The following is a 20,693-nucleotide window of genomic DNA, read 5'->3' as shown; positions in this document are numbered from 1 at the left end:
ATGCTTAACAGTAATTAAACTCGATAGAACCGCAGGACGACGAGGGCCTCGTATGGGTGCTTTTCACTCGCAAGCTGCTCGCTCGCCAGCCCGTGTTCGCTCGCGTACGCTCGCACTGCAGCCGGGTCCGTGAGACTGCTGACGAGCATGAGCGCTTCGCCGCCCGGGGCCAGCACGCGGTCGACGGTTTCGAGAAACGGGTCGACGAGTCGCCGTCCGTCGTCGCCGCCCGACAGCGCGTGTTCCATCCAGTCGTCCCATTCCTGCTCAGGCGGAGTCGGCAAATAGGGCGGATTGAACGCTACAAGGTCGAAGGCCGCTGTCTGAAACGGCTCGACGAGGTCGCCGCGGACGACCGGGACGCCGTTGTCGGCTGCCTCTCGACAGGCCAGCGGGCTCACGTCGACGCCCACCGCCCGTGCCCCGGCGTCGGCGAGCGTCGCGGCGACGTACCCGGAGCCCGTCCCCACGTCGAGGACGGTGTCGTCTACCCCGACTCGCTCCCGGGCCGTCCGGGCAAGTAGGTCCGAATCCTCCGCCGGCTGGTAGACCGACTCGACGCCCCGCTGGTCGGCCAGCGAGGGGCGGTCTTCACCGTCACTCATCTCAGGCCTCCGGCTGACCGACCTCGTACGCGAGTGTCGCCAGCGTGGCGAAGTCGGCCGGCGTGAGCTTCCCGGCGCGGGCGCTCATGAGGTCCTCGTCGGCAGCCTCGACCACCGCATCGGGGTCGCCCAGCCCGGAGATGTGGGCGGTGTTGCGGACGGCGTTGCGCATCGTCTTCCGGCGCTGGGTGAACACCGCCTTCAGGAAGTCCATGAAGAACTCGTCGCTGGGGACGGTGTAGTCGGGTTGCCTCGGCGTCGTCCGGACGAGCGCGCTCGTCACGCGAGGCTGGGGGTCGAACGCTTCCGGCGGCACCGTCTCAACGACCTCCACGTCGGCGTAGTGGCCCGCTGTAACCGACAGCCGCCCGTAGTCGTCCGTTGCCGGGTCGGCGGCCATCCGCTCGGCGAACTCTTGCTGGAACATCAACAGAAGCGGGCGCTGTTCCGGCAGCAACCGAAACGCGATCTCCGAGGATGCGCCGTAGGGCAGATTCGAGATGCTGGCGGTGAACTCGGGCAAGTCGACTTCGAGCGCGTCACCCTCGACGATAGTGAGCCGGTCCGCCGCGACTTCCTCGGCAAACTCCTCACGGAGATGGGCCGCAAAGTCCGGGTCGCGCTCGACTGCAGTCACGCGCTCGGCCACCGTGAGCAGGCGGTCGGTCAGCGCACCCGGGCCTGCGCCGATCTCCAGAACGTGTGAGAGGTCAATGTCGGAATCGGTCGCGTACTGCGGAATCCTGTCGAGCACCCGGTCGTCGACGAGGAAGTGCTGGTCCTTTCGGGTGTCGGCCCGTTTGCCGGCCCGCCGGACGAGCGCGTCGGGGTCCCGACTCCCTGTCTCGGTCGTAGTCATTAGCGAGCCGTAGCGGGTCGCGGTAGAAAAGGGTCGCCTTATACTGGTGGCTGTCAGCTTCGCTTTGCAGCCGACAGTGCTACGAGGACTGCTCCTCGCGCCGGACGAACAGCCGGTACTTCAGGTCGTCGTCCTGTAGTTCTTCGAGTATCCGCTCAACAAGCGTCTCCTTGGGGCTGTGGAGGCCGCTGACGCGCTCTTCGAGGTCCTCGAAGCTCTGGAAGGGTTTTCGCTTTCGCTCGTCGAGAAGCGTGTTCCGGAGCTTCTTCCCGATGCCCGGCAGGAGGTTCAGCTGGTGGAGCCGCAGCGTGATCGGCTGGGCGTCGTTGTAGAAGTCGACGAACCGCTGTTCGTTCGCTTCGACGATCTCCTCGACGGCGTAGTCGAGTTCCGAACGGGCGCCGCTCGGGATATCCTCGAACTCGACTTCCGTCACGCGGCCGAACTCCGTCAGATCCACGCGGTCGCCGAACGCGATGTCAACGTCCTTGTCGTCGAGCTGGAGCTCATAAATGTAGAACTCATCGATGTCGAGCGCATACGCGAGCGGCTCCTTCTGGTGCTGTGGCCGGTCGTCTCCGGGCCGCCCGTGTGGGAGGACATCGAGGACAGCCGCCATCATAGAGTCGCCGCCGCTCTCCGATTCAGTCATGTCTGGCAGTACGAGCACAGCACACTTAATGCCGGTGGATGCCCCGAACCGCGACACGGAGCGCCGTCGCTATCTTCGCTTCCGGTCCAGCGACAGCAAAAGGTGACTCTCGATCGCGTAGCTGGTCGTCGGTGAAAGTAGGGATAGAGCGGCGAAGAGCCGAACTGATGATTGTCCTCGCTACGCGTACTGCTTGACGATATTGAGAATATCGTCGAGTTCGTCGCCGTCGAGCGTGTACCGCTCCTGAGCGAACACGGCGCGGAGCTCGTCGCGGTCCAGCGGCCGCAGGTTCGCGATCTTGTAGGCCGTCGGCGTGTCGACCTTTTCGAGTTCTTCGAGGTCTTCGACCAGCTGCAGCGACTCCTCGGGGTCGAGGAGGGCGAAGCGGTTGACGTGCTCAATCGCCCGCTTGAGCTCGTAGCGCATCTCGCGGTCCTCCTCGGCAGCCCGCTCCATCTCGAGGTCTTCGAGTATCTCCTTGGTCTCCGCGACCGTCAGGAACTCCTCACTGACCTTCTCTTTGAATATCGTCATTCTTGCCGGCGCAGGTGCGCAGCGGTGACGATGATGGTCTTCTCTTTGCCACCGTCGACGATATCGACCTTGTACGCGTCACCCTGTTTCCCCTCGACGGTTCCGGTCTGGCCGTCGAACCGCGGGTGGAAGCGCCCGTTCGGCACGGACGGGTCGATCTTGAGGTGGACTTTTTCGCCGTCGTCGAACTCTTCGACGGCGCGCTGAGGCGGTGAGGTGCCGCGGTCGCGGGGCTTGTTCTTGAGCTTGTCTCGTGTTCCTTCGAGAGGTCCGTTTGAACTAGGCATTCTTGCTCTCCGCTAATCCGGTCGCCCTAATAAAACGTGCGTTCCGTGACTGTCGCCAGCCACGCGTTTGCAGTTGCTACGGAGCCGAGTACAAAACGATAGCGACGAGTCGATTACAGGCGACCGGTGCTCTCGATGGAGACCGACTCGACGTCATCGACGTTCGCAAAGGCCTCTTCGACGGCTTCCGTGCCACCAGTGTCATCAGGGACGATGACTGTCGGCGTCAGCGCGACGAGGCCGAAGGCGACATCCTCGCGCTCGAACCCGTTGATCTTCGTTCCTTCGGGAAGCACGCCCTCGAGACGCTCCTGCAGGTCGTCGAGGTCGACTTCGGGACTCTCCGGCATGACCTTGATCTTGGCTGCTACTTTCCCCATTGTTATGGCCCCATGAAGCCGCAGTCCGGGCATTTGTAGAGGTTGCTCTGCTTCCGGCAGGTGGCACAGCGGTAGATCTGCTGGCCACAGTCCGGGCACTTGAACGCGGCGGCGTTCGTGCCGGCGATGTTGATGCCACACGAGACGCACTTGCGCGCCTGTTTCTGTTGGCTCTCGCTCATACCACTCCGTATCCGACCGCGGCTTTTAACGATTGCCAAACGCGACCGTCACCGCGAGTGACTGCCATGGCCCTAGTTCCCGGGCAGAATGTCCCCGAGCGCAGCGCCGATCGCCATCGGAACGAACGCCACGGCACAGATGCAGGCCGATTCGTAGACGACCGCGGGGTCGGTCGACCACTCGACGAGCCCCCACCCGGTAAGGAGCGCGACGGAAACGACAAGTGCCGTTCCGGTGACGCCGACAAGCCGCCGCGGCACGATCCCCAGTATCCGGTTGGCCACTCGAACATCCTGAAAGTCGGCGACGTACAGAATCGAGATGACCAACGCGATGGCGATGGCGACTGTCGCGACGAGATACAGCGGGTGCTGGGCGATATGCAGTCCAGCATCGACCGTCCCGCCTTCGACGGCCATCGGAATCCCGAACAACAGCGAGCCAAGCAGCGCTTCCGCGAGGTCGGACCGCCCGAAGCCCCAGACGACCCGACCAAAGGTCGCAGGCTCGTGGTCCTGTGAATCGGCGGCCGCACGCATTGCATCCCGGACCTGCCGTCGCTCGTCTTCGGAGTCGACGAGCTGCTCTAGCTCTTGCAGTTCGTCGAACAGCGTCGCGAACTCGTCGTCCTCCCTATCCGGTTCGGCCGGGGGGTCCTCCTGCGTGCTCATCTGAGGTCGGGCTCGCTATCTCGCGTTGGCACGTCCGGGTCGGGGTCGGCACCGGTCGTCGGTGTGCCGTCTTCCCAGACGTAGAACCCCTCGCCGGTGACTGCGCCGCGTTGCCCGTCTGCGACCTTCTGTCGGAGCAGCGCGGGGGGCTCGAACCGTTCATCGAGCCGCTTGGCGAGGCCTTCGAGTGCTGTGAGCACCGTTTCCAGCCCGTGGCGGTCGGCGCGGACGAGCGGCCCGTCACGGTCCGACGCGCCACGCTCGAACGTCCGGTCGATGTCACGAACACCGGCGACACCATCCTCGACCATCCGGATCGCTTCGGCGATGGTAGCGAGTTCGAGGCGGAGCGCGGCGAACCCTGGCGTGTCCCGCACGACGACCGGCGACGCGTCCAGACTCTCGACGAAGTCAGTGACGCGGTCGCGGGTCGCTGCCGTCGTCTGCTCGGCGATGACGACCTCGACGATAGCGCCGTCTGGCGGGTCGACGAGGTTGAGGCCGACGGCACGGTCCGGACTCCGCAGACCAGTAGCGACGGCAGTCACCGACAGTGACGTGTCGCTGACGGCGATGAGCGTCTCGTCCTCGACCATCGTCTCAGTTTCGGCGACCACCTCCCGATGGCTCTCCATCCCGCCAGCGGTTGCATCGATAACGATATCGCTGCCGCTGACGGCGCTTTCGAGTCCTGTGGTTCCGTCGATACCGGCCGAGAGGTCCCCGTTGAGTGCGCGCCGAATCTCGTCGACCCGGTCCATCACGTCCGACGCATCCGTTCCCCGAAGACGCACTTCGTGGCCCGCACGGACACATCGCTGTGCGACATCCCGCCCCCGCTGCCCGGTTCCGAGTACGGCCACAATCATGACAGTACCACCGCACTCCCGGCGTTAATCCTTTACGCCGCGGTCTGCCCTCTCCGCCCTGTACCGCTTGTGGGCTGGACGGCGAGACCGAAGCGACGGCAGTACGCTTTTTTCGACACCGGCTGTACCGCAGAGCATGGACATTGGTGTACTGACGGTCCCTTTGGGTGGGCAGTCACTTGACGAGGCGCTGGCGTATATCAGCGGTCTAGGCGTTGATGCGGTCGAACTGGGGTGCGGCGGCTTCCCTGGCGACGACCACCTCAACCGGCAGACGTATCTCGACAACGAGGAGAAACAGGCCGAACTTGAGGCGCTTCTCGACAAACACGACCTCCGGGTGAGCGCGCTGGCGACACACAACAACCCGCTCCACCCCGACGACGAGCGCGCCGCTGAGGCCGACCGGGAACTCCGGGAGACGATTCGGCTGGCCGACCAGCTCGACGTGAACACTGTCACAGGGTTCTCAGGCTTGCCCGCGGGTGGCCCGAACGACGAGGTCCCGAACTGGATTACCGCCCCGTGGCCGACCGAGCACGCCGACGCCCACGAGTATCAGTGGCGCGTCGCCGACGAATACTGGTCGGACCTCGCGGCCCATGCGGGCGCACATGACGTAGATGTCGCCATCGAGATGCATCCCAACATGCTGGTGTACGAACCCCGCGGGCTACTGGAGTTGCGCCGCCGGACGAACGACCGCATCGGCGCGAACTTCGACCCGTCGCATCTGTACTGGCAGGGTATCGACGTGACAGAGGCCATCCGACTGCTTGGCGACCACGACGCCATCCACCACGTCCACGCCAAGGATACGAAAGTGTACGAGTCAAACGCCCGCGAGAAGGGCGTGCTGGACACTGCGCCGTACACGGACGAGGCGGACCGGTCGTGGCTGTTCCGCTCCATTGGCTATGGCCACGACGAGTCCCACTGGAAGGACGTGGTGTCGACGCTGCGGATGGTCGGCTACGACGGCGCGCTCTCTATCGAACACGAGGACTCGCTCACCAGCGCCCGCGAGGGGCTGGAGAAGGCCGTCGACGTGCTCGACCGCGCTGTTTTCGAGACCCAGCCCGGCGACGCCTACTGGGCTGAGTAAGCAATAGAACCAGCGAAGCGGCCTTTTCCGACACTTAAGCTTATATAGTGTCTGTGAGATACTACGACTGGATTATTCCATCCAGTGACAGTTATGGACATCGAACTCACACACAAGCCCTCGTACACGCTCGTCCGCGCGGCCCTCGACAGCGGCGAATCGATACTCGCCGAACCCGGCGCGATGGTCAGCCACTCACCGACTATCGAAATCGAAACGACGACCAGCCGGGACGGCCTCCTCAGCTCTGCGAAGTCGATGCTCGGCGGTGAATCGCTGCTCGCAAACGAGTTCACCGCCAAGGGCGGCTCCGGAACCGTGACCCTCGCGCCGCCGACGCCGGGCGACGTTCATCATCACGAACTCACCGGCGAGACGCTGTACGCCGTCGACGGGGCGTTCCTCGCGTCCGACCCCGGCATCGACATCGACTCCGAGTTCGGCGGTATCAAGTCGCTGCTGGCCGGCGCGAGTATCACGCCGCTGGCGCTAAAAGGGACCGGGAACGTCCTCATCGAGGCGTTCGGCGGACTGGAGACCGTCGACCTCGACGCCGGCGAGTCCTACACCGTTGACAACGACCACGTCGTCGCCTGGGAAGGGTCGGTCAACTTTGACGCCCGCCGCGTTGGCGGGCTGAAGTCGACGCTACTCAGCGGTGAGGGCCTCGTAATGGACTTCACCGGCCCCGGGACGGTCTGGTACCAGACGCGCGGCCTCGCCTCGTTCACCTCGGCTATCGCGGACGCGCTGCCCGGAACAGGTGACAACGACGGTAACTCAACCGGCATAGACGACTTCATCTGACTGTCGAAAGCCCGCCGGAGAACAACTCCCCTCAGGAGAGCGCTTGCGTGATGTCCGTCGACGACACCATGCCGACGTAGTCCTGATGCTCGTCGATGACTGGGAGGTGCTTGATGTCGTAGGTCGTCATCATCGCGGCGGCCTCGCCCAGTTCGAGCGAGGTCGTCACCCGCTCGACCGGCGACGTCATCACGTCGCCGACGGTCGCCGACGAGAGGTCCTTCCCGCTTGCGACGGCATCAACGATGTCCGTGGTCGTGATAATGCCCGCCTGTGCCCCCGGCACGAAGATACCGTTGATGTTCTGCGCTTGCATCTGCGTCGCGGCCGCTTTGACGGTTTCGTCGGCAGAAATCGTCTCTAACGGCGTCGACATGATGTCCTCAATACGGACGGTCGTTTCAGTGGCCATGCAGTGTCAACACGGGCATCCGGTTTTGGCTTTTCCCTCGGGGCGGCCCGCCGCCCTGCCGTCACCATGAGCGTTATTTCGGCTCCGAGTGAACAGCCGGCTATGACCCTCGATATCGGCATGCTCGGCTATCGGTTTATGGGCAAGGCTCACGCAAACGCGCTGGACCGCCTGCCCATGTTCTTCCCCGAAGCGCCCGCCGTCAACAAGGACGTGCTCGTCGGCCGCGACGAGGACGCGCTGGCCGACGCAGCCGACCAGTTCGGCTTTGACCGGACCGCAACGGACTGGCGGGATATCGTCGACGAGGTTGACGTGTTCTACAACCTTGGCCCGAACCACGTCCACGCCGAGCCGTCCATCGCGGCGCTAGAGGCCGGTACGCCGACGTTCTGCGAGAAGCCACTCGCACCGACGCTCGATACGGCTGAGGAAATGGCCGAGGCCGCTGCTGACGCTGACGTGCCCGCAGGCGCGGCGTTCAACTATCGGTTCGTCCCGGCCATCCAGTACGCGAAGGGACTCATCGACGACGGCGTGCTTGGCGAGATTCACCACTTCCGCGGCCAGTACCTGCAAGATTGGCTGGTCGACCCAGAGGCCCCGTGGTCGTGGCGTAACGACGAGGAGATGGCTGGCAGCGGGGCGCTCGGCGACCTCGGGTCGCACACGATTGACCTAGCCCGGTTCCTGCTTGGCGACACTGCCGGCGAGATAACCGACGTGAGCGGTCACCTCCGAACGTTCACCGAGGAGCGCCCTGTGGAGGGCAGCGACGAGACGCGCCCGGTGACTGTCGACGACGCCTACAGCGCCCAGGTGGCGTTCGACAGCGGCGCAATGGGCACGCTCGAAGCGTCACGGGTCGCCAACGGCCACAAGAACGCTCACACTATCGAAATCGAGGGGTCGAAGGGCGCAATCAAGTTCGACCTCGAACGGCTGAACGAACTGCAGGTGCTCACCGAGGGCGACCGGGGCTTCCAGCAGGTGCTCATTACCGATGAAGACGACCCCTACGTCGACCACTGGTGGCCCCCCGGCCATGTCATCGGCTGGGAGCACACGTTCGTCCACGAGAATTACGAGTTCCTCTCGGCCGTGGCCGACGGTGGGCAACAGGAGCCATCTTTCGCCGACGGACTCGCCGCACAGCAAGTCCTCGACGCTATCGAGCGAAGCGACGACCGCGGCGAGTGGGTCAGCCTGTAGGGCCGCGAACCGAAACCCCCTTTCGGTGGCCACTGGTAGGTCCTGCCATGCTCTCTATCGCGCTGGCCGGGAAACCGAACGCCGGCAAGTCTACTTTCTACAAGGCGGCGACGATGGCCGACGTGGACGTGGGGAACTACCCGTTCACGACCATCGATGCCAACCGCGGAGTCAGCCACGTCCGAACGGAGTGCCCCTGTCTCGACCGGGAGGAACGCTGTGGTGACGACAACTGCCGGGATGGTAAGCGCTACGTCCCGGTGGAGCTCATCGACGTGGCCGGCCTCGTTCCCGGCGCACACGAAGGCCGAGGCCTCGGGAACCAGTTCCTCGACGAGCTGTCGACCGCCGATGTGATCCTCAATGTCGTCGACGCCTCCGGCGGGACCGACGCCGAAGGTGAGCCGGTCGAGGTCGGCGAGCACGACCCTGTCGAGGATGTCCACTTCATCGAAGAGGAGATGGACCTGTGGATCGCCAGCATCGTCGAGCGCAACTGGGAGTCAATCGAACGCCAGTCCCGCTCGCCGGATTTCAAACTCGACGAATCGCTCGTGGACATGCTGGCCGGCGTCGGAGCCTCCGAACTCGACGTGGCGCGGACGCTGCGGGACTTGGAGTATCCCGAGGACCCCATCGCCTGGACCGACGAGCACCGCGAGGCGCTGGCGACGGAGATCCGCCAGCGGACGAAGCCGCTCGTCGTCGTTGCGAACAAGGCCGATATCGCCCCAGAGGGGAACATCGAGGCCCTGCAGGGGGCTGCTGACGTGGTCGTGCCCGCGACGGCCGACGGCGAACTCGCACTGCGCAACGCGGCGCAGGCGGGGGTCATCGACTACGACCCGGGCGACCCGGACTTTGACATCGTCGGCGACGTGAGCGACCAGCAACGCGAGGGGCTGAACCGCATCCGCGACGTGATGGACGAGTGGGGCGGCACCGGCGTTCAGGGCTCGCTTGACACTGCTGTTTACGACCTGCTTGACCATCTGACGGCCTACCCTGTCCAGAACGAAACGCACTGGACCGACGGGCAAGAGAACGTCCTCCCTGACGCGTTCTTGCTACGGCAGGGAGCAACTCCGAAAGACCTCGCCTACGCCGTCCACTCGGACATCGGCGACGGCTACATTCACGCCGTCGACGCCCGTGAGAACCGGCGCATCAGCGATGAGACGGAACTGGAGGAAGGAGCGGTCATCAAAATCGTGAGCGACGTGAACTGAGTCCGTGCGAACGGCGTTACGACCGCTTTCTCGGCACCTACTCCGGAAGCAGGTCCCGAAGCGTCGCCCGTATATCCTCGCTTCCGGGACTCTGTGGCACTTGCCCGAGCACGTCTTGACCGAGTCGCTCCGTCGCCGCACCGACTGAAAGCCTGTCCAAGAGCGACCCGTATTTCAGCGCCAGCCGCGGCGACACGTCAAACAGCAGGTCGCGCTTCCCGATGAGCGAGTGGGTTATCGACAGAATTTCGACGGCGTTGCCGACGTACTGCTGTCTGGCGTCGTCGTCACCGTAGCCAGCCAGCGCCGCCAGCAGGAACTGCTCCAGTTCGGCCTCCCGGTCGTGGAGCGCCGGCGGGTCCGAAAGCACGGTCGTCCCGTCGGGCCGTTCCGGGAGCATACTCCGGCGCGGCGCATACGAGAGGACAGCACCAGTGGTGGGCGTGGTTGCAGCGGGTAGTGGCACGGCCAGGCGCTTCGAGGGGTTCGTATCGGTGAAGACGACGTGGAGGTTTGCTGGTTCGCCGCGTACCGGCTCGTCCCAGCCGTCGGGAGTGTGCGTGTAGCCGCGTCGGAGCGCCTCCCGGAGCGTTCGTTGAATCCGTCCGCCTTCGCCCTGTAGGTCCAGATGGAGTACGACGGGGCCGTCCCCGCTCTCGTCGATGAGGGACCACAGGGCCGGAAGCGCGTCCGCAGCGCCGGCCGAGAGTTCGTAGCAGGCCGCGCCCTGCTCTGCGGCCAGCAGTCGGGCGAGCGTGGTCCCGCGCCAGCCGGTCAGGTCGGCCACGTAGAACCACGGAAGCGTTTGTATCGGGCCGACTGCGGCGTCCCCGGCCGCCGTGTCGATGGTCGGCGGGACCGTTTCAAGATAGCTATCAATAGTCGCTAGTTCGGGGGCGAAATATTCGGTCGTCGCCGGGGGGAGGTCGGTTGTCCGGCGACGATGATCGTCGACTGAAGCCATACTCTGTGTAGGCCCGAGTACCGGAAAACGGTGACGAGAGAGCGACTGACAGTGAGTCGAACATTCGCGACAGGCATGTGCGTCCCGACAGCCTCTAATTCTGAAGTCACTCTTGCCCGACGAATCGGTCCCTCTCTCACGCACTCCGCTTTATCGCCGTTATCGGCCGACGAAGGGAAACCCGTTTTTTGCCCCGTCCCGAACCAGGCGTATGAACGTACGGACGATAGCCGACCTTGGTCCCGACGAACGGGCCGCCTTCTTCGACCGCGACGCCGGTGTCGACGCAGTCAGAGACGATGTCCGCGATATTGTCGCGCAGGTCCACGAGGAGGGCGACGTGGCGCTGCGGCGCTTCGCTGAGGAGTTCGACGGTGTGTCGGTGGGCAACATCGACATCACCGACGCCGCCGAGCGGGCCTACGAGGAAATCGACGACGACGTGTGCGAGGCCATCGAGGACGCCGCGGCGAACATCCGCGCGTTCCACGAGCGACAGGTCCCAGAGGACTGGCGTGACGATTTCGATGGGCGCGAACTGGGCCGCCGGTTCCGCCCGCTCGACAGCGCTGGCGTGTACGCTCCCGGTGGTACAGCAGCCTACCCCTCCAGCGTGCTGATGGGCGTCATCCCGGCGAAGGTCGCTGGCGTCGAGCACGTCGCCGTCGCCACCCCACCGGCCGATGAGGTCAACCCCGTCACGCTGGCTGCCATCCACGTGGCCGGGGCCGACGCCGTCTATCAGGTCGGCGGCGCACAGGCCATCGCAGCACTGGCCTACGGGACCGAAACCGTCAGCGCGACGGACATCGTTGTTGGCCCCGGCAACCGCTGGGTCACGGCGGCGAAGGCCGAGGTCCGTGGCGACGTGGCTATCGACTTCCTAGCCGGTCCCTCCGAAGTTATGGTCGTCGCCGACGGCGACGCGGACCCGGAACTGGTCGCGGCTGACCTCGTTGCACAGGCCGAGCACGACGAGAACGCCTCTGTCGTCGCCGTCACCGACGACGTGGACCTCGCCGAGCAGGTCGTCGATTCCGTTGACGAGCAGGCCGACGGCCGGGAGCGCGAGGCAGTCATCCGCGCCGCACTGGACAACGATGCGTCCGGCGTTCTCCTCGCACGCTCGATGAGCGAGGCCGTCCTCTTTGCCGAGGAGTACGCCGCCGAACACCTCTCGATTCAGGCCGCTGACGACGAATCACTTCTCGAACGGATTCCCTCTGCTGGGTCCGTGTTCCTTGGCCCGTACAGCCCCGTTGCGGCCGGCGACTACGCGACCGGGACGAACCACGTCCTGCCGACCGGCGGCAGCGCGCGGGTCTCCGGCGGTCTCTCCGTGGATACGTTCGTCCGGTCGACGACGGTCCAGCGCCTCTCCGAGGACTCGCTGGACGATATTTCGGACACGATCACGACCCTCGCTGAAGCCGAAGGGCTGGAGGCTCACGCCGAGAGTGTCCGTAAGCGATTCGAGGAGTAATGCGGTCTCCGGGGCTTTCCTGCTGAGCAACGCAGACGTATTTTTCCGAACTGTCCCACCGGCGTCACTGTTAACACGTTCGGGCGTCCACGTAACTGTATGAGCAGCACAGCGGACGACGGCGATCCGAACCTCGGGGGCGAGGACGTCGCCGTCACCGAGCAGGCAGCGGGAGAAGCACTGGACCTCCTCGAAAGCGAGGGAATGGACGTCGACGAATCCGGACTCCGCCTGTATGTCCAGCAGGGCGGCTGTGCCGGACTCTCCTACGGGATGCGGTTCGAACACGCACCCGAGGAAGACGATGAGGTGTTCGAGCGCAACGGGCTCCGCGTGTTCGTCGACGACGCCAGCATCGACTATATCGAGGGGTCAGTACTCGACTACGAGGGCGGCCTGCAGGGAGCCGGGTTCCACGTCAAGAACCCGAACGTGGTCAGCGAATGCGGCTGTGGCGAGTCCTTCCGGACGTAGCTACTCTTCGAGTTCGAACGCCACGACTACCTCAGCCTGGTACTCGCGGCCCTCGACGCCGGCGATCTCGACGCCGAGTTCCTCCACTTCGACCCACTTGAGATTGTCAAGTGTCGCCTCCGCGCGTTCGATGGCGTCGTCGGCGGCTTTGTCGAAGCTTTCCGGACTGGTTCCGATGAGCGTGATTTTCTTGAAAACCATTTGCGTGAGACTTGTTCACACGGCCATGATATAAAAGTACGGACAGGTCACTGAGACTGTCGGTTGAGCAACGTCTCGACGTGACCGACCACGCCGGTGAGGTGTGCAGTCCCCCAGATCGCCACGATAATCGCACCGATAGCGTCGAACACGAGATCGAGCATCGTGTCGCTGAGACCGAACTGTGTCAGAATCGTGTCGTTCCCGGTTGCTGACGCGGCAAGGGTAATCGAGAACTCGATGACCTCCCAGAACACGCCGAAGGCCATCACGAACAGGAGGAGGAACACAAACATGAACCGCGAGGGAATCGAGATCTCGTCAGTGTGCTCGTCGAGCGCGCGAACCGTCGTGTACCCGACCGCGGCGACGACTGACGACGAGAGGGCGTGGGTGAAGTGGTCCCACCACCAGATGGTGACGTAGAAGTTCTCCTCGGCACCCGGGAGGCCAACAGTTCCGAGCGCGTGAAAGAACGCCGCCGAGGTAATCCACAGTGTCAGCGCGGGGTCGAGTGCAATGCCGTAGTCCCGTTCCAGCAGCGCCGGGAGTTGCGTGACGAGGATGGCGACGGCCGAATTGACGATGATACCGACGTTGCCCCGCTCGATACCAACCGCGAATAGGCCGATGAGAGCAAGTGACAGACTTCGGGAGAGCCGTTGCTGGGTCGCCGTGCTGATGCTGAAGCGGTCACGGACCCTCATACGTCAGGCTGGACCTCCTCGGGGACGCGGCTGGTCCCGGCCTGCCGGCGGACGTAGTACGCGAAAACCACGCCAGCACCGATGCCGGCGATAGTCGACGCGACGAACTCCCACATCACCGCTTCCTCGATGACGTGTTCGGACACCGTCGGATCGAGGATGAAGGTGGTCCCGAGAAACTGGTCGGCTACCCAGCGGACGACGGCCCAGACGCCGGCGGTAGCCATCGTGGTGATGGCCACAAAGACGACGGCGAACCGGGGCGTCATCCGGACAGGGGTAAAGAGCTGGAGTTCGACGGCGAGAATGAGCGCGATGGCGGCAACCGAGAGATACGTCGCGAGATTACCGGTCATCGAGAGCGTCGCAAACAGGCGGCCGACAACTGGCGACGCCGCCAGCAAGAGGATTTCCCAGGGCAGCATGGCGTCACGGTTGCGCAATAGAACTGGCGGAAACAGCGCCAACGCCGCAACGGCCGCCGCGAATCCGGCCCACAGCAGGTCGGCCTGAACGGCACTCGTTATAGAGACAGCGGCGAGCATAGCGACGATACACCACGCCGTGAGGGCGTTGATGCGCCTGTCCCGGAGCAACCGCGCTACGTCTCGGCTCATAGTGGCAGGTGAGCCGCGACTCGAAAAACCCTATCGACCGATGGGATGGACTGTTCAGATAGCCCCATACGCCATAGCGTACGCGAGCGCAGCGATGGTCACTGCCGCCAGCCCCGTCACGACTGTCTCCAGCCAGTCGACGCCGTCACTGAACGGCCGGGTCGGCGCGCCGACGACGCCCAGTGCGAGGACGCTGAACACGAAGTGCGCTGACTGTTCGAGCGTCGGTGCAGGCATGAACAGGACGGCTGCTGCATACCCCAGTCCCAGCGCTGCTCGGGGGCGGACGAGTCCCGTTAGCGTGTACCCACGAAGGTGGACGTACGTCCACACGGCGAGCCACACCGTCGCAAGTTCGATAGCGAACGCCGCCAGAAGATGCGTCGTCGGGTCGGGGTGGAGCATCACCCGCTCGGCGACGAGGGTCACGTCGAAGGGGTAGAAAAACGGGGGTGGGCCGCCGGTGAAGAGGTCACCGAACGGGTGGGACAGGAGTCCCAGTAGCGCCAGCCCGGTCACCGTCCGGGGGCTGATATCGCGGGACTGTGCGACTGTGGCGACACTCAGCACGGCCAGAACGAACACGAGCATCACGAGTCCTGCGATGGGACCGCTGACTGCGCCCGTGAGAACAGTCAGTACGGCGCCGATGGACAGCGACCCGATTCGAGTAGCCCGCGAATTACTGGCCCAGAGGCCGGCCGCGGCGGCGAGTGCTGCCCCTAACAGGAGTGAGTGCGTCGGCCCGCGGTGGACGACGTTCGCGGTTTCCCAGAAGCCGTCCGCCGTCAGGTTCTCGGCGGCCCCGACGAGCAGCCCGAAGGGGGCATAGACGATATCAACGTCGGGAACTGCGGCGAACAGGCCGGCGATGACGCCCAACTGGACCGCTCGCTCGCGGGAGAGCCCAAGCCACCACGCGGCGAGGGCTCCGAGGGCGAACGCAAGCAGCGCGTGCCCGACGAACATACCTCGAATATGATGGCGATAGGCTTAAACACCACGTGTGAACGGGTAGCGCGGGCCTCGACCTCGCTCAGGACTCGGATTCGACTTTCGTCCAGCGTTCTTCGATGGCCGCGTTGGCCCTGACAACGGTGTCACCGCCGACACGGAACCGCGTCTTCCGGAGTTCGATTGCGACTACCTCGCCGGTGGTGTCGCCGGCTTTGACGGTATCGCCGGGGTTGAAATCGGGGTCACGGAGGAGGTAGACGCCGGCAACAGCGTCCTTGATCATCTCCGAGAGCGCGTATGAGACGCCAAGCGCGAGAAATCCGGTCGCAGTTCCGAGAGACGCGGCGATGGCGGTCAGGCCGACGATAGAGAGGAACGACAGCGCCACGCCGAACCACAGGAACACGAGTACGATCACGGACAGAAACTGTCGGTACACGGGGGATTCGCCGGGCAGCGACCGTTTCAGAACGGCCCGGACGACGAACATGATAGCCTTGATGCCTACCGCAGCGATCGCAAGAAAGACGAACGCGGTTATGAGGCGCGGAAGTGCGTCAACAACGTTCGTAACTAGCTGTTCGAGCGCTTGATTGATGACACCGACTTGCACGCCGGATGGTGAAGGGAGAGGCCCCTAAGTGTTGGCGTCAGCCGACATGGCTGTGTCGCCGGGGTGACGGACCACCTCGTAGTCGCCGTCTTCGGTGATCCCGATGACGGCCCAGTCATAGGATACGTCGAGCCGATTGAGACGGCGGCTGAGATGCGTCGCGTCGCCCGTACGTGTGACGAAACAGCGCAAATCGCCGCCGTCAGGTATTGGGTCCTGCGAGTCGAGCACTGAGACAGTGACGACGCGCCAGTCGCGTTCCGCTCGCAGTTCGGTGCCAGTGCGCGACACGGTGTATCCGAGGTCGTCGAATATCGACCGGGCCTGCTCGTCGAGTGATGTGGTAACGGCCCCCATCTGAGAGTCAGTACCACCGGCTATCTGATAAACGTTCCCACTAGCTATGTGGCTGACAGTTCGGCCGGCGACACAGCCGTCGAAACACGCAGAACAGCGCGGGTCTGTCACCCGGATCGGACTGTTACTCGTGGGCCGCGTCCCACTCCTCGGCCTTACGGAGGTTCGAACAGTCGTTACAGCGGATTCGGCCCATCGAGTCCATCGCGTTGTTGAACGTCTCGCAGTTGCTACAGAAGTAGCCCCAGCGACGCTCGCGGTCGGCGTCGCGGTAGACGACGTAAAACGCGCCTTTGGTACCGGTGTCGCCGTCGCTCCGGTCGACGTACAGCGTCTCTCCGTCGGGACCGTCGAGTGCGTCCATACGGACGCATGACGCGCCAGCGGCTAAATCACTGCGGAAACCATTAGTCGCTGGTCCCCCTGAACTGCGGGTGTGAGTCCCCGGATAATTCAGTACTCCGACGTGGAGAAAGCGTACGATACACCTGAGCGAATCGGGCGGTTTGCGGGGACAGTGGCCGCCGCTGACGGCCCGGATGCGCTGGTGGTCGGCACCGGGGACAACACCGGGCCGGGGGTGCTGTCGCTGGTCACCGACGGCGAGCAGTCGCTCGACCTCTTCACCGCGCTGACGCCCGCGTTTGAGACGCTGGGGAACCACGACTTCGACCACGGCCTCGACGCGACGCGGGACATCATCGCCAGGTCCCCACAGACGTGGCTGACTGCGAACGTCGAACAGGACGGCGAGCGGTTCGCCCGACGACTGACCCGGCCGTGGGCGAGTCGGACCGTCGACGGGGTGCAGGTCGGATTTGTCGGTGTGACCGACCCCGATACCGCGTCGGCCAACCCACAGGCGACGACGCTGACGTTCACGGATCCGTTCGAGGCTGTCAGCGAGGCGGCCACCGCGCTTCGAGCGGACGGGGCCGACGTTATTGTCGTGCTCTCACACCTGGGGCGTACTGACGAGGAACTGGCCCGCACCTGCAACGTGGACGTCATCCTCGGCGGGCACGTCCACGAGCGCCGCATCGACCGCGTTGCCGGCACACTGCTCACCAGACCGGGAGCCAACGGCAAGACCGTCGTCGAGGTCGATCTTGGCGGGCCGGAACCGACCGCGGAGTTCCGCGAGACAGCCGACGGCCCCGTCGACGACCGCGTTGCAGGGGCTCTCGAGGACAGACTCTCGGCTGCGGGACTCGACGAGGTCGTCGGGCACGTAAACGAGCCGCTGGACCGGAGCCGGGAGACGACCTACGGCGGCGAGTGCCGCCTCGGCAACCTCGTCGCGGACGCGTACCGGTGGGCGACAGGCGCGGACGTGGGCCTCCAGAACAGCGGCGGCCTCCGGAATGACACGGTCCCGCTCGACGGCGCGCTGACAGTCGCCGATATGGTTTCTGTCGTCCCCTTCGAGGAGCCACTGACCGTCGCCGAACTGACGGGCGCGGAGCTCCGGACGCTGTGTCGACAGGGGAGCGGGCAACAGGTCGCGTTCGGAGAGTCGGACTGGTGGCACGCCCACTTCAGCGGCGTCGAACTGGTCTGGAACGATGATACACAGACCATCGAGCGGCTACGGGTCGATGGGCGACCGGTACGCGACACCGAGACGTACACGCTCGCGACGAGCAACTACCTCTACTACACTGAGCGGGAGTTCCCGGTTCTGACCGAGTCTCACCGGGTCAGTGTCGCCGACGTGCAGTACGAGGCGCTGGCCGACTACGTCCGCCAGACGGAGATCGCCCCGGCGGTCGATGGACGACTCACTCGCCGCTAGCGATTTAAACCTCGGCACGGTACATCTCGCCGATGCCACAGGTCGTCGTCCCAGTCAGATACCCGCTCTCGGAGAACTCCCGAGCCACGCTTGCGGAGGCCATTCAGATCGCCGACGAGGAGGACGCGGACCTCACCGTCCTCCACGTGAACCTCTATCAGAACAGCCACCGGGTCGACCGGACGGAACTCAAACGTGCCGTCGAGCAGTCGTTCGGTCACGTCCCGCGGACGCGGTACGTCGTCCGGTCGGGGATGCTCGTCGAAGAGACGATCCTCGACGAGGTCGCCGCACAGGACGCCGATATCGTCGTCATCGGGAGCAAACAGGCGAGTCGCTGGCGGCAGATGATCCGTCGGCTGGTCGACGACCCCGATGTCGAACAGTTCCTTCGCGAGGAACTCGACTGCGAAATCGTCACCGCCCAGCCGGATGCCCAGTCCAGCCGTCACTCGTCGCCGAGTTCATCAGGATCCTGACGCGGCGGGACGGGCGAGTCACCGGTGGCTGCGTGGCTCCGGCCACCGTTGTTCAGTCCGCTCAGTCCGTCGTTGAGTGAGACGTTCATCTCCCCGCTGGTGTCGTCGAAGTACAGATGCGAGTGGGGGTACGCGATCTCGACGTTTGCGTCCTCGAGCCGTCGCCAGACGTTCGTCTGGACTCTCGAGCGGGCAGCGAGCAGTTTGTACGGTTCGGTCACCCAGTACCGGAGTGTCAGCAACACGCCGTGGTCGGCGAAATTGTTGATATACACCGTCGGCGAAGCGGGATACCGGGCTGCACCGACGCGGATGTCCGGCCCGCCGGAGATGACGTTATCCACTTCTCGGGCCGCCGCTTCGGTGAGGCTCCGCGCGACGGCGATGTCACTCTCGTAGGTGACCATTACGTCGAGCGACAGCCGCGTCCGTGAGTCCTCCGCCGAGTAGTTGACGACATCTCGCTGGCGAATCTCCCCGTTGGGGATGACGAGAAACGTATTGTCGAGGGTGAATATCTTTGTGTGTCTGAGCGTGATGTCCTCGACGAACCCTCGCTGGCCGGTGTCGACGAGTTCAATCATATCTCCGATCTCGTATGGCTGGTCAGCCAGCAAGAAGACGCCAGAGATCAGACCCCCGAGAATCGGGGCTAGCACGACACCAACCACGGCAGAAAACACCGTGACGGAGAGTGCGATATCGCCTAGTTGCAGACCGTAAATGCCCAGAATGGTTAGCAACGCGAAGATGTACACACCGGCACGGATGCCGCGAAGGGCTGTTCGAGTGAGACTTGGCCGCCGGAACTGCTGAGCGACGCGCCGACCCAGAAGACGAACGAGAACGCGGGAAACGACGATTGCCAGCCCGATGACGATCAGGGATTCCCCGATGTTTACCACCCACATCGGGATATCGAAGGGCAACAGCCCGCCGATGTCGGTTGCCACTTCGGTCGCAGTTTCGGTCGGTGTCGGTGTGGGTGTCTGCAAGGGCCAGACGAGGCCAAAACGCATGACATGGATTCGACACCGCCGCGAGAAAAGGGTTCCCCTCCCGAACCACTTAGCCCTCGCGTCCCGTCCGAAAAATATCTCTTCCGATGACATCTCGGTGGTCCTCTCGGACGACCGACCACCGGTCGATACGCTGGCAGTCGGTGTCTCTGAGTACGACCTGGCCGGCCTCACGCCCGTCGATTATCTGGCCGACCAGGAGTCGATGCGCGAAATCGGCCATCTGCGGACGCCGGGACCGCCGGGAGAGAACTGGACGTTTCGAACATTACGATGCTCACCGGCGTCCCCATCGCGCACGGCCCGGACGACCACGCCCCGTTCTACATCGCAACGCCAGCGTATCAGGAAGCGTATCTTGACGACACCGACACATCCGCAAGCGCCCGACGCCGCAGCCGCGATCAGACTGCTCACTGCGCTGAAAGCGACCCATGCGATCCAGATCGACACCGGCCCGCTGGAGGCCTTCGCCGCAAACATCGAGGCCCACTATCAGGCGCTCGCAGAACGGATGGACGCTGCCGATACCGACTCACTTCTGGATGATCGAATGTACATATAATTCCTAATAATGGGGACACTCATCCACATTTTCGGGAATTAAAACTATACTAATTCCACATTGTGCGTGAACAATCAAACATTCTGCCGACACATTTTTGAGCCTACAGCACGTTCTTTTCTTTGATGACCTCCACCGAAATCTACACGACCAGCGCGGTCGATTCAGATCCACCACCACAGGCGCGGTCCAAGACATCACTGTTTTGTCCCGACTGCGGTCACGAGAGTGCAGTCACGGGCGACTGGACCACTGAAGCAACCGAGAACAGTTTACAGCTCCGGTGTCCCAAGTGTGACACCGTCGTCCAACAGCGGTAGAGTACGTATTTACCTCTCGTCCTCTGTAGACGCGGAACTTTCAGGGTTTTCAGCAGGCGGCTTCACTTTGATGAACCCCACGGCGAGATACACCACTGAGGCGGTGGCCAGTATGAGCAAGAAACTCGCTTCTGAAGGACTCTGCAGACTCACACCAACAGTGGCAAGCGTTGCAACGAGTACGGCGGTACACCGGCGGATGGTTTGACGAAGGAGGGCGGTGTCGTCCATATCTGGCTTCTTTACGGCCAGCAACAAGAATCTTCGAGCCCGCGTTCCGTTACCGGGACTCGTCTTGCTGGACAGTGATACCGGAACGAACGTACAGCGGTTC

The 20,693-nt window shown here is 64.0% G+C and carries 29 protein-coding genes and 1 pseudogene; 10 read left to right on the top strand and 20 right to left on the bottom strand.

The window, feature by feature from the left end; genetic code table 11:
- Window positions 1-14: 14 nt before the first annotated feature.
- The 9 genes from AV059_RS18145 to AV059_RS18105 form a co-directional block, all read right to left on the bottom strand.
- Complete coding sequence (locus AV059_RS18145; RefSeq protein ID WP_058996745.1) at window positions 15-605, bottom strand: HemK2/MTQ2 family protein methyltransferase; 591 nt, start codon at window positions 603-605, stop codon at window positions 15-17.
- Between the two features lies 1 nt (window position 606).
- Window positions 607-1,464 (bottom strand): 16S ribosomal RNA methyltransferase A, encoded by an 858-nt coding sequence (locus AV059_RS18140; protein WP_058996743.1) that lies wholly within the window; start codon window positions 1,462-1,464, stop codon window positions 607-609.
- 79 nt (window positions 1,465-1,543) lie between these two features.
- Window positions 1,544-2,116, bottom strand: a complete 573-nt coding sequence (locus tag AV059_RS18135; protein WP_058996741.1) for a DUF655 domain-containing protein — start codon at window positions 2,114-2,116, stop codon at window positions 1,544-1,546.
- A gap of 180 nt (window positions 2,117-2,296) precedes the next feature.
- Window positions 2,297-2,653: an RNA polymerase Rpb4 family protein gene (locus tag AV059_RS18130; RefSeq protein ID WP_058996739.1), complete on the bottom strand. Its 357-nt coding sequence runs from the start codon at window positions 2,651-2,653 to the stop codon at window positions 2,297-2,299.
- The gene (locus tag AV059_RS18125; RefSeq protein ID WP_005535295.1) at window positions 2,650-2,940 is read right to left on the bottom strand and encodes a 50S ribosomal protein L21e; all 291 of its coding nucleotides are present in this window, start codon (window positions 2,938-2,940) and stop codon (window positions 2,650-2,652) included. The genes AV059_RS18130 and AV059_RS18125 overlap by 4 nt, the downstream gene beginning before the upstream one ends.
- Before the next feature lie 113 nt (window positions 2,941-3,053).
- Complete coding sequence (locus AV059_RS18120) at window positions 3,054-3,320, bottom strand: elongation factor 1-beta (RefSeq protein WP_004962801.1); 267 nt, start codon at window positions 3,318-3,320, stop codon at window positions 3,054-3,056.
- Between the two features lie 2 nt (window positions 3,321-3,322).
- Complete coding sequence (locus AV059_RS18115; protein ID WP_004516620.1) at window positions 3,323-3,502, bottom strand: HVO_2753 family zinc finger protein; 180 nt, start codon at window positions 3,500-3,502, stop codon at window positions 3,323-3,325.
- Window positions 3,503-3,574: 72 nt separating this feature from the next.
- Window positions 3,575-4,174: a DUF2391 family protein gene (locus AV059_RS18110; protein ID WP_058996736.1), complete on the bottom strand. Its 600-nt coding sequence runs from the start codon at window positions 4,172-4,174 to the stop codon at window positions 3,575-3,577.
- Complete coding sequence (locus AV059_RS18105) at window positions 4,171-5,043, bottom strand: 3-hydroxyacyl-CoA dehydrogenase family protein (protein WP_058996734.1); 873 nt, start codon at window positions 5,041-5,043, stop codon at window positions 4,171-4,173. The genes AV059_RS18110 and AV059_RS18105 overlap by 4 nt, the downstream gene beginning before the upstream one ends.
- Window positions 5,044-5,179: 136 nt before the next feature.
- On the opposite strand from AV059_RS18105, the gene AV059_RS18100 reads away from it, so the two are divergent.
- Window positions 5,180-6,148, top strand: coding sequence for a sugar phosphate isomerase/epimerase (locus AV059_RS18100; protein ID WP_058996732.1), 969 nt, complete (start codon window positions 5,180-5,182; stop codon window positions 6,146-6,148).
- Window positions 6,149-6,241: 93 nt separating this feature from the next.
- Window positions 6,242-6,955: a TIGR00266 family protein gene (locus AV059_RS18095; RefSeq protein WP_058996730.1), complete on the top strand. Its 714-nt coding sequence runs from the start codon at window positions 6,242-6,244 to the stop codon at window positions 6,953-6,955.
- 31 nt (window positions 6,956-6,986) lie between these two features.
- Here the strand turns inward: AV059_RS18095 and AV059_RS18090 are convergent, their stop codons facing one another.
- The gene (locus AV059_RS18090; protein ID WP_058996729.1) at window positions 6,987-7,367 is read right to left on the bottom strand and encodes a cyclic nucleotide-binding/CBS domain-containing protein; all 381 of its coding nucleotides are present in this window, start codon (window positions 7,365-7,367) and stop codon (window positions 6,987-6,989) included.
- A 102-nt stretch (window positions 7,368-7,469) separates the two neighbouring features.
- Here AV059_RS18090 and AV059_RS18085 point away from each other — a divergent pair, with 102 nt between their 5' ends.
- Together AV059_RS18085 and AV059_RS18080 are read left to right on the top strand one after the other, a co-directional pair.
- Window positions 7,470-8,579: a Gfo/Idh/MocA family protein gene (locus AV059_RS18085; RefSeq protein WP_058996727.1), complete on the top strand. Its 1,110-nt coding sequence runs from the start codon at window positions 7,470-7,472 to the stop codon at window positions 8,577-8,579.
- Window positions 8,580-8,626: 47 nt separating this feature from the next.
- Entirely contained in the window at window positions 8,627-9,808 is a 1,182-nt protein-coding gene (locus tag AV059_RS18080; RefSeq protein WP_058996725.1) for a redox-regulated ATPase YchF, read from the top strand.
- Between the two features lie 37 nt (window positions 9,809-9,845).
- Here AV059_RS18080 and AV059_RS18075 read toward each other — a convergent pair whose 3' ends face one another.
- Window positions 9,846-10,772, bottom strand: coding sequence for a hypothetical protein (locus AV059_RS18075; RefSeq protein ID WP_058996722.1), 927 nt, complete (start codon window positions 10,770-10,772; stop codon window positions 9,846-9,848).
- A 211-nt stretch (window positions 10,773-10,983) separates the two neighbouring features.
- Between AV059_RS18075 and hisD the strand changes: the two genes are divergently transcribed.
- Window positions 10,984-12,255, top strand: coding sequence for a histidinol dehydrogenase (gene hisD / locus AV059_RS18070; protein ID WP_058996720.1), 1,272 nt, complete (start codon window positions 10,984-10,986; stop codon window positions 12,253-12,255).
- Between the two features lie 99 nt (window positions 12,256-12,354).
- Window positions 12,355-12,729 (top strand): iron-sulfur cluster assembly accessory protein, encoded by a 375-nt coding sequence (locus AV059_RS18065; RefSeq protein ID WP_008310062.1) that lies wholly within the window; start codon window positions 12,355-12,357, stop codon window positions 12,727-12,729.
- Here AV059_RS18065 and AV059_RS18060 read toward each other — a convergent pair whose 3' ends face one another.
- From AV059_RS18060 to AV059_RS18030, 7 genes are all read right to left on the bottom strand, one after another.
- Window positions 12,730-12,930 (bottom strand): dodecin, encoded by a 201-nt coding sequence (locus AV059_RS18060; protein WP_005535273.1) that lies wholly within the window; start codon window positions 12,928-12,930, stop codon window positions 12,730-12,732.
- A 47-nt stretch (window positions 12,931-12,977) separates the two neighbouring features.
- Window positions 12,978-13,637 (bottom strand): hypothetical protein, encoded by a 660-nt coding sequence (locus AV059_RS18055; protein WP_058996718.1) that lies wholly within the window; start codon window positions 13,635-13,637, stop codon window positions 12,978-12,980.
- Window positions 13,634-14,254 carry a hypothetical protein gene (locus AV059_RS18050; RefSeq protein WP_058996716.1) on the bottom strand — a complete coding sequence of 207 codons (621 nt, stop codon included), beginning with the start codon at window positions 14,252-14,254 and terminating at the stop codon, window positions 13,634-13,636. Before AV059_RS18050 ends, AV059_RS18055 begins: the two co-directional genes overlap by 4 nt.
- Window positions 14,255-14,308: 54 nt before the next feature.
- Window positions 14,309-15,223 (bottom strand): metal-dependent hydrolase, encoded by a 915-nt coding sequence (locus tag AV059_RS18045; RefSeq protein ID WP_058996714.1) that lies wholly within the window; start codon window positions 15,221-15,223, stop codon window positions 14,309-14,311.
- A 67-nt stretch (window positions 15,224-15,290) separates the two neighbouring features.
- The gene (locus AV059_RS18040) at window positions 15,291-15,824 is read right to left on the bottom strand and encodes a mechanosensitive ion channel domain-containing protein (protein WP_058996712.1); all 534 of its coding nucleotides are present in this window, start codon (window positions 15,822-15,824) and stop codon (window positions 15,291-15,293) included.
- Between the two features lie 24 nt (window positions 15,825-15,848).
- Window positions 15,849-16,181, bottom strand: a complete 333-nt coding sequence (locus AV059_RS18035; RefSeq protein ID WP_058996710.1) for a hypothetical protein — start codon at window positions 16,179-16,181, stop codon at window positions 15,849-15,851.
- Window positions 16,182-16,305: 124 nt separating this feature from the next.
- The gene (locus AV059_RS18030) at window positions 16,306-16,545 is read right to left on the bottom strand and encodes a DUF5816 domain-containing protein (protein WP_004962750.1); all 240 of its coding nucleotides are present in this window, start codon (window positions 16,543-16,545) and stop codon (window positions 16,306-16,308) included.
- A 72-nt stretch (window positions 16,546-16,617) separates the two neighbouring features.
- On the opposite strand from AV059_RS18030, the gene AV059_RS18025 reads away from it, so the two are divergent.
- The gene (locus tag AV059_RS18025; protein WP_058996708.1) at window positions 16,618-17,976 is read left to right on the top strand and encodes a bifunctional UDP-sugar hydrolase/5'-nucleotidase; all 1,359 of its coding nucleotides are present in this window, start codon (window positions 16,618-16,620) and stop codon (window positions 17,974-17,976) included.
- Between the two features lie 32 nt (window positions 17,977-18,008).
- Window positions 18,009-18,455 carry a universal stress protein gene (locus AV059_RS18020; protein ID WP_058996706.1) on the top strand — a complete coding sequence of 149 codons (447 nt, stop codon included), beginning with the start codon at window positions 18,009-18,011 and terminating at the stop codon, window positions 18,453-18,455.
- Here the strand turns inward: AV059_RS18020 and AV059_RS18015 are convergent.
- Complete coding sequence (locus tag AV059_RS18015) at window positions 18,425-19,474, bottom strand: mechanosensitive ion channel family protein (RefSeq protein WP_058996704.1); 1,050 nt, start codon at window positions 19,472-19,474, stop codon at window positions 18,425-18,427. The two genes, AV059_RS18020 and AV059_RS18015, sit on opposite strands and share 31 nt — an antisense overlap.
- A 76-nt stretch (window positions 19,475-19,550) precedes the next feature.
- Between AV059_RS18015 and AV059_RS18010 the strand changes: the two are divergent.
- Together AV059_RS18010 and AV059_RS18005 are read left to right on the top strand one after the other, a co-directional pair.
- A pseudogene (locus AV059_RS18010) lies at window positions 19,551-20,039 on the top strand (hypothetical protein).
- Window positions 20,040-20,164: 125 nt separating this feature from the next.
- On the top strand, window positions 20,165-20,359 hold the full coding sequence (locus tag AV059_RS18005) for a hypothetical protein (RefSeq protein WP_058996703.1): 195 nt from the start codon (window positions 20,165-20,167) through the stop codon (window positions 20,357-20,359).
- Between the two features lie 9 nt (window positions 20,360-20,368).
- Here the strand turns inward: AV059_RS18005 and AV059_RS18000 are convergent, their stop codons facing one another.
- Complete coding sequence (locus AV059_RS18000) at window positions 20,369-20,590, bottom strand: hypothetical protein (RefSeq protein ID WP_005535249.1); 222 nt, start codon at window positions 20,588-20,590, stop codon at window positions 20,369-20,371.
- Window positions 20,591-20,693: the final 103 nt, after the last annotated feature.

Source organism: Haloarcula sp. CBA1127 (assembly GCF_001485575.1).
GTDB lineage: Archaea > Halobacteriota > Halobacteria > Halobacteriales > Haloarculaceae > Haloarcula.
This window is presented reverse-complemented; position numbering and strand designations above follow the sequence as displayed.

Coding starts and splice junctions, on each gene's coding strand:
- AV059_RS18020 (WP_058996706.1), top strand. CDS start 18,009: ATGCCACAGGTCGTCGTCCCAGTCAGATACCCGCTCTCGGAGAACTCC.
- AV059_RS18105 (WP_058996734.1), bottom strand. CDS start 5,043: ATGATTGTGGCCGTACTCGGAACCGGGCAGCGGGGGCGGGATGTCGCA.
- AV059_RS18045 (WP_058996714.1), bottom strand. CDS start 15,223: ATGTTCGTCGGGCACGCGCTGCTTGCGTTCGCCCTCGGAGCCCTCGCC.
- hisD (WP_058996720.1), top strand. CDS start 10,984: ATGAACGTACGGACGATAGCCGACCTTGGTCCCGACGAACGGGCCGCC.
- AV059_RS18145 (WP_058996745.1), bottom strand. CDS start 605: ATGAGTGACGGTGAAGACCGCCCCTCGCTGGCCGACCAGCGGGGCGTC.
- AV059_RS18085 (WP_058996727.1), top strand. CDS start 7,470: ATGACCCTCGATATCGGCATGCTCGGCTATCGGTTTATGGGCAAGGCT.
- AV059_RS18090 (WP_058996729.1), bottom strand. CDS start 7,367: ATGGCCACTGAAACGACCGTCCGTATTGAGGACATCATGTCGACGCCG.
- AV059_RS18140 (WP_058996743.1), bottom strand. CDS start 1,464: ATGACTACGACCGAGACAGGGAGTCGGGACCCCGACGCGCTCGTCCGG.
- AV059_RS18060 (WP_005535273.1), bottom strand. CDS start 12,930: ATGGTTTTCAAGAAAATCACGCTCATCGGAACCAGTCCGGAAAGCTTC.
- AV059_RS18125 (WP_005535295.1), bottom strand. CDS start 2,940: ATGCCTAGTTCAAACGGACCTCTCGAAGGAACACGAGACAAGCTCAAG.
- AV059_RS18080 (WP_058996725.1), top strand. CDS start 8,627: ATGCTCTCTATCGCGCTGGCCGGGAAACCGAACGCCGGCAAGTCTACT.
- AV059_RS18100 (WP_058996732.1), top strand. CDS start 5,180: ATGGACATTGGTGTACTGACGGTCCCTTTGGGTGGGCAGTCACTTGAC.
- AV059_RS18000 (WP_005535249.1), bottom strand. CDS start 20,590: ATGGACGACACCGCCCTCCTTCGTCAAACCATCCGCCGGTGTACCGCC.
- AV059_RS18110 (WP_058996736.1), bottom strand. CDS start 4,174: ATGAGCACGCAGGAGGACCCCCCGGCCGAACCGGATAGGGAGGACGAC.
- AV059_RS18015 (WP_058996704.1), bottom strand. CDS start 19,474: ATGCGTTTTGGCCTCGTCTGGCCCTTGCAGACACCCACACCGACACCG.
- AV059_RS18115 (WP_004516620.1), bottom strand. CDS start 3,502: ATGAGCGAGAGCCAACAGAAACAGGCGCGCAAGTGCGTCTCGTGTGGC.
- AV059_RS18005 (WP_058996703.1), top strand. CDS start 20,165: ATGACCTCCACCGAAATCTACACGACCAGCGCGGTCGATTCAGATCCA.
- AV059_RS18035 (WP_058996710.1), bottom strand. CDS start 16,181: ATGGGGGCCGTTACCACATCACTCGACGAGCAGGCCCGGTCGATATTC.
- AV059_RS18130 (WP_058996739.1), bottom strand. CDS start 2,653: ATGACGATATTCAAAGAGAAGGTCAGTGAGGAGTTCCTGACGGTCGCG.
- AV059_RS18135 (WP_058996741.1), bottom strand. CDS start 2,116: ATGACTGAATCGGAGAGCGGCGGCGACTCTATGATGGCGGCTGTCCTC.
- AV059_RS18075 (WP_058996722.1), bottom strand. CDS start 10,772: ATGGCTTCAGTCGACGATCATCGTCGCCGGACAACCGACCTCCCCCCG.
- AV059_RS18055 (WP_058996718.1), bottom strand. CDS start 13,637: ATGAGGGTCCGTGACCGCTTCAGCATCAGCACGGCGACCCAGCAACGG.
- AV059_RS18050 (WP_058996716.1), bottom strand. CDS start 14,254: ATGAGCCGAGACGTAGCGCGGTTGCTCCGGGACAGGCGCATCAACGCC.
- AV059_RS18095 (WP_058996730.1), top strand. CDS start 6,242: ATGGACATCGAACTCACACACAAGCCCTCGTACACGCTCGTCCGCGCG.
- AV059_RS18120 (WP_004962801.1), bottom strand. CDS start 3,320: ATGGGGAAAGTAGCAGCCAAGATCAAGGTCATGCCGGAGAGTCCCGAA.
- AV059_RS18030 (WP_004962750.1), bottom strand. CDS start 16,545: ATGGACGCACTCGACGGTCCCGACGGAGAGACGCTGTACGTCGACCGG.
- AV059_RS18065 (WP_008310062.1), top strand. CDS start 12,355: ATGAGCAGCACAGCGGACGACGGCGATCCGAACCTCGGGGGCGAGGAC.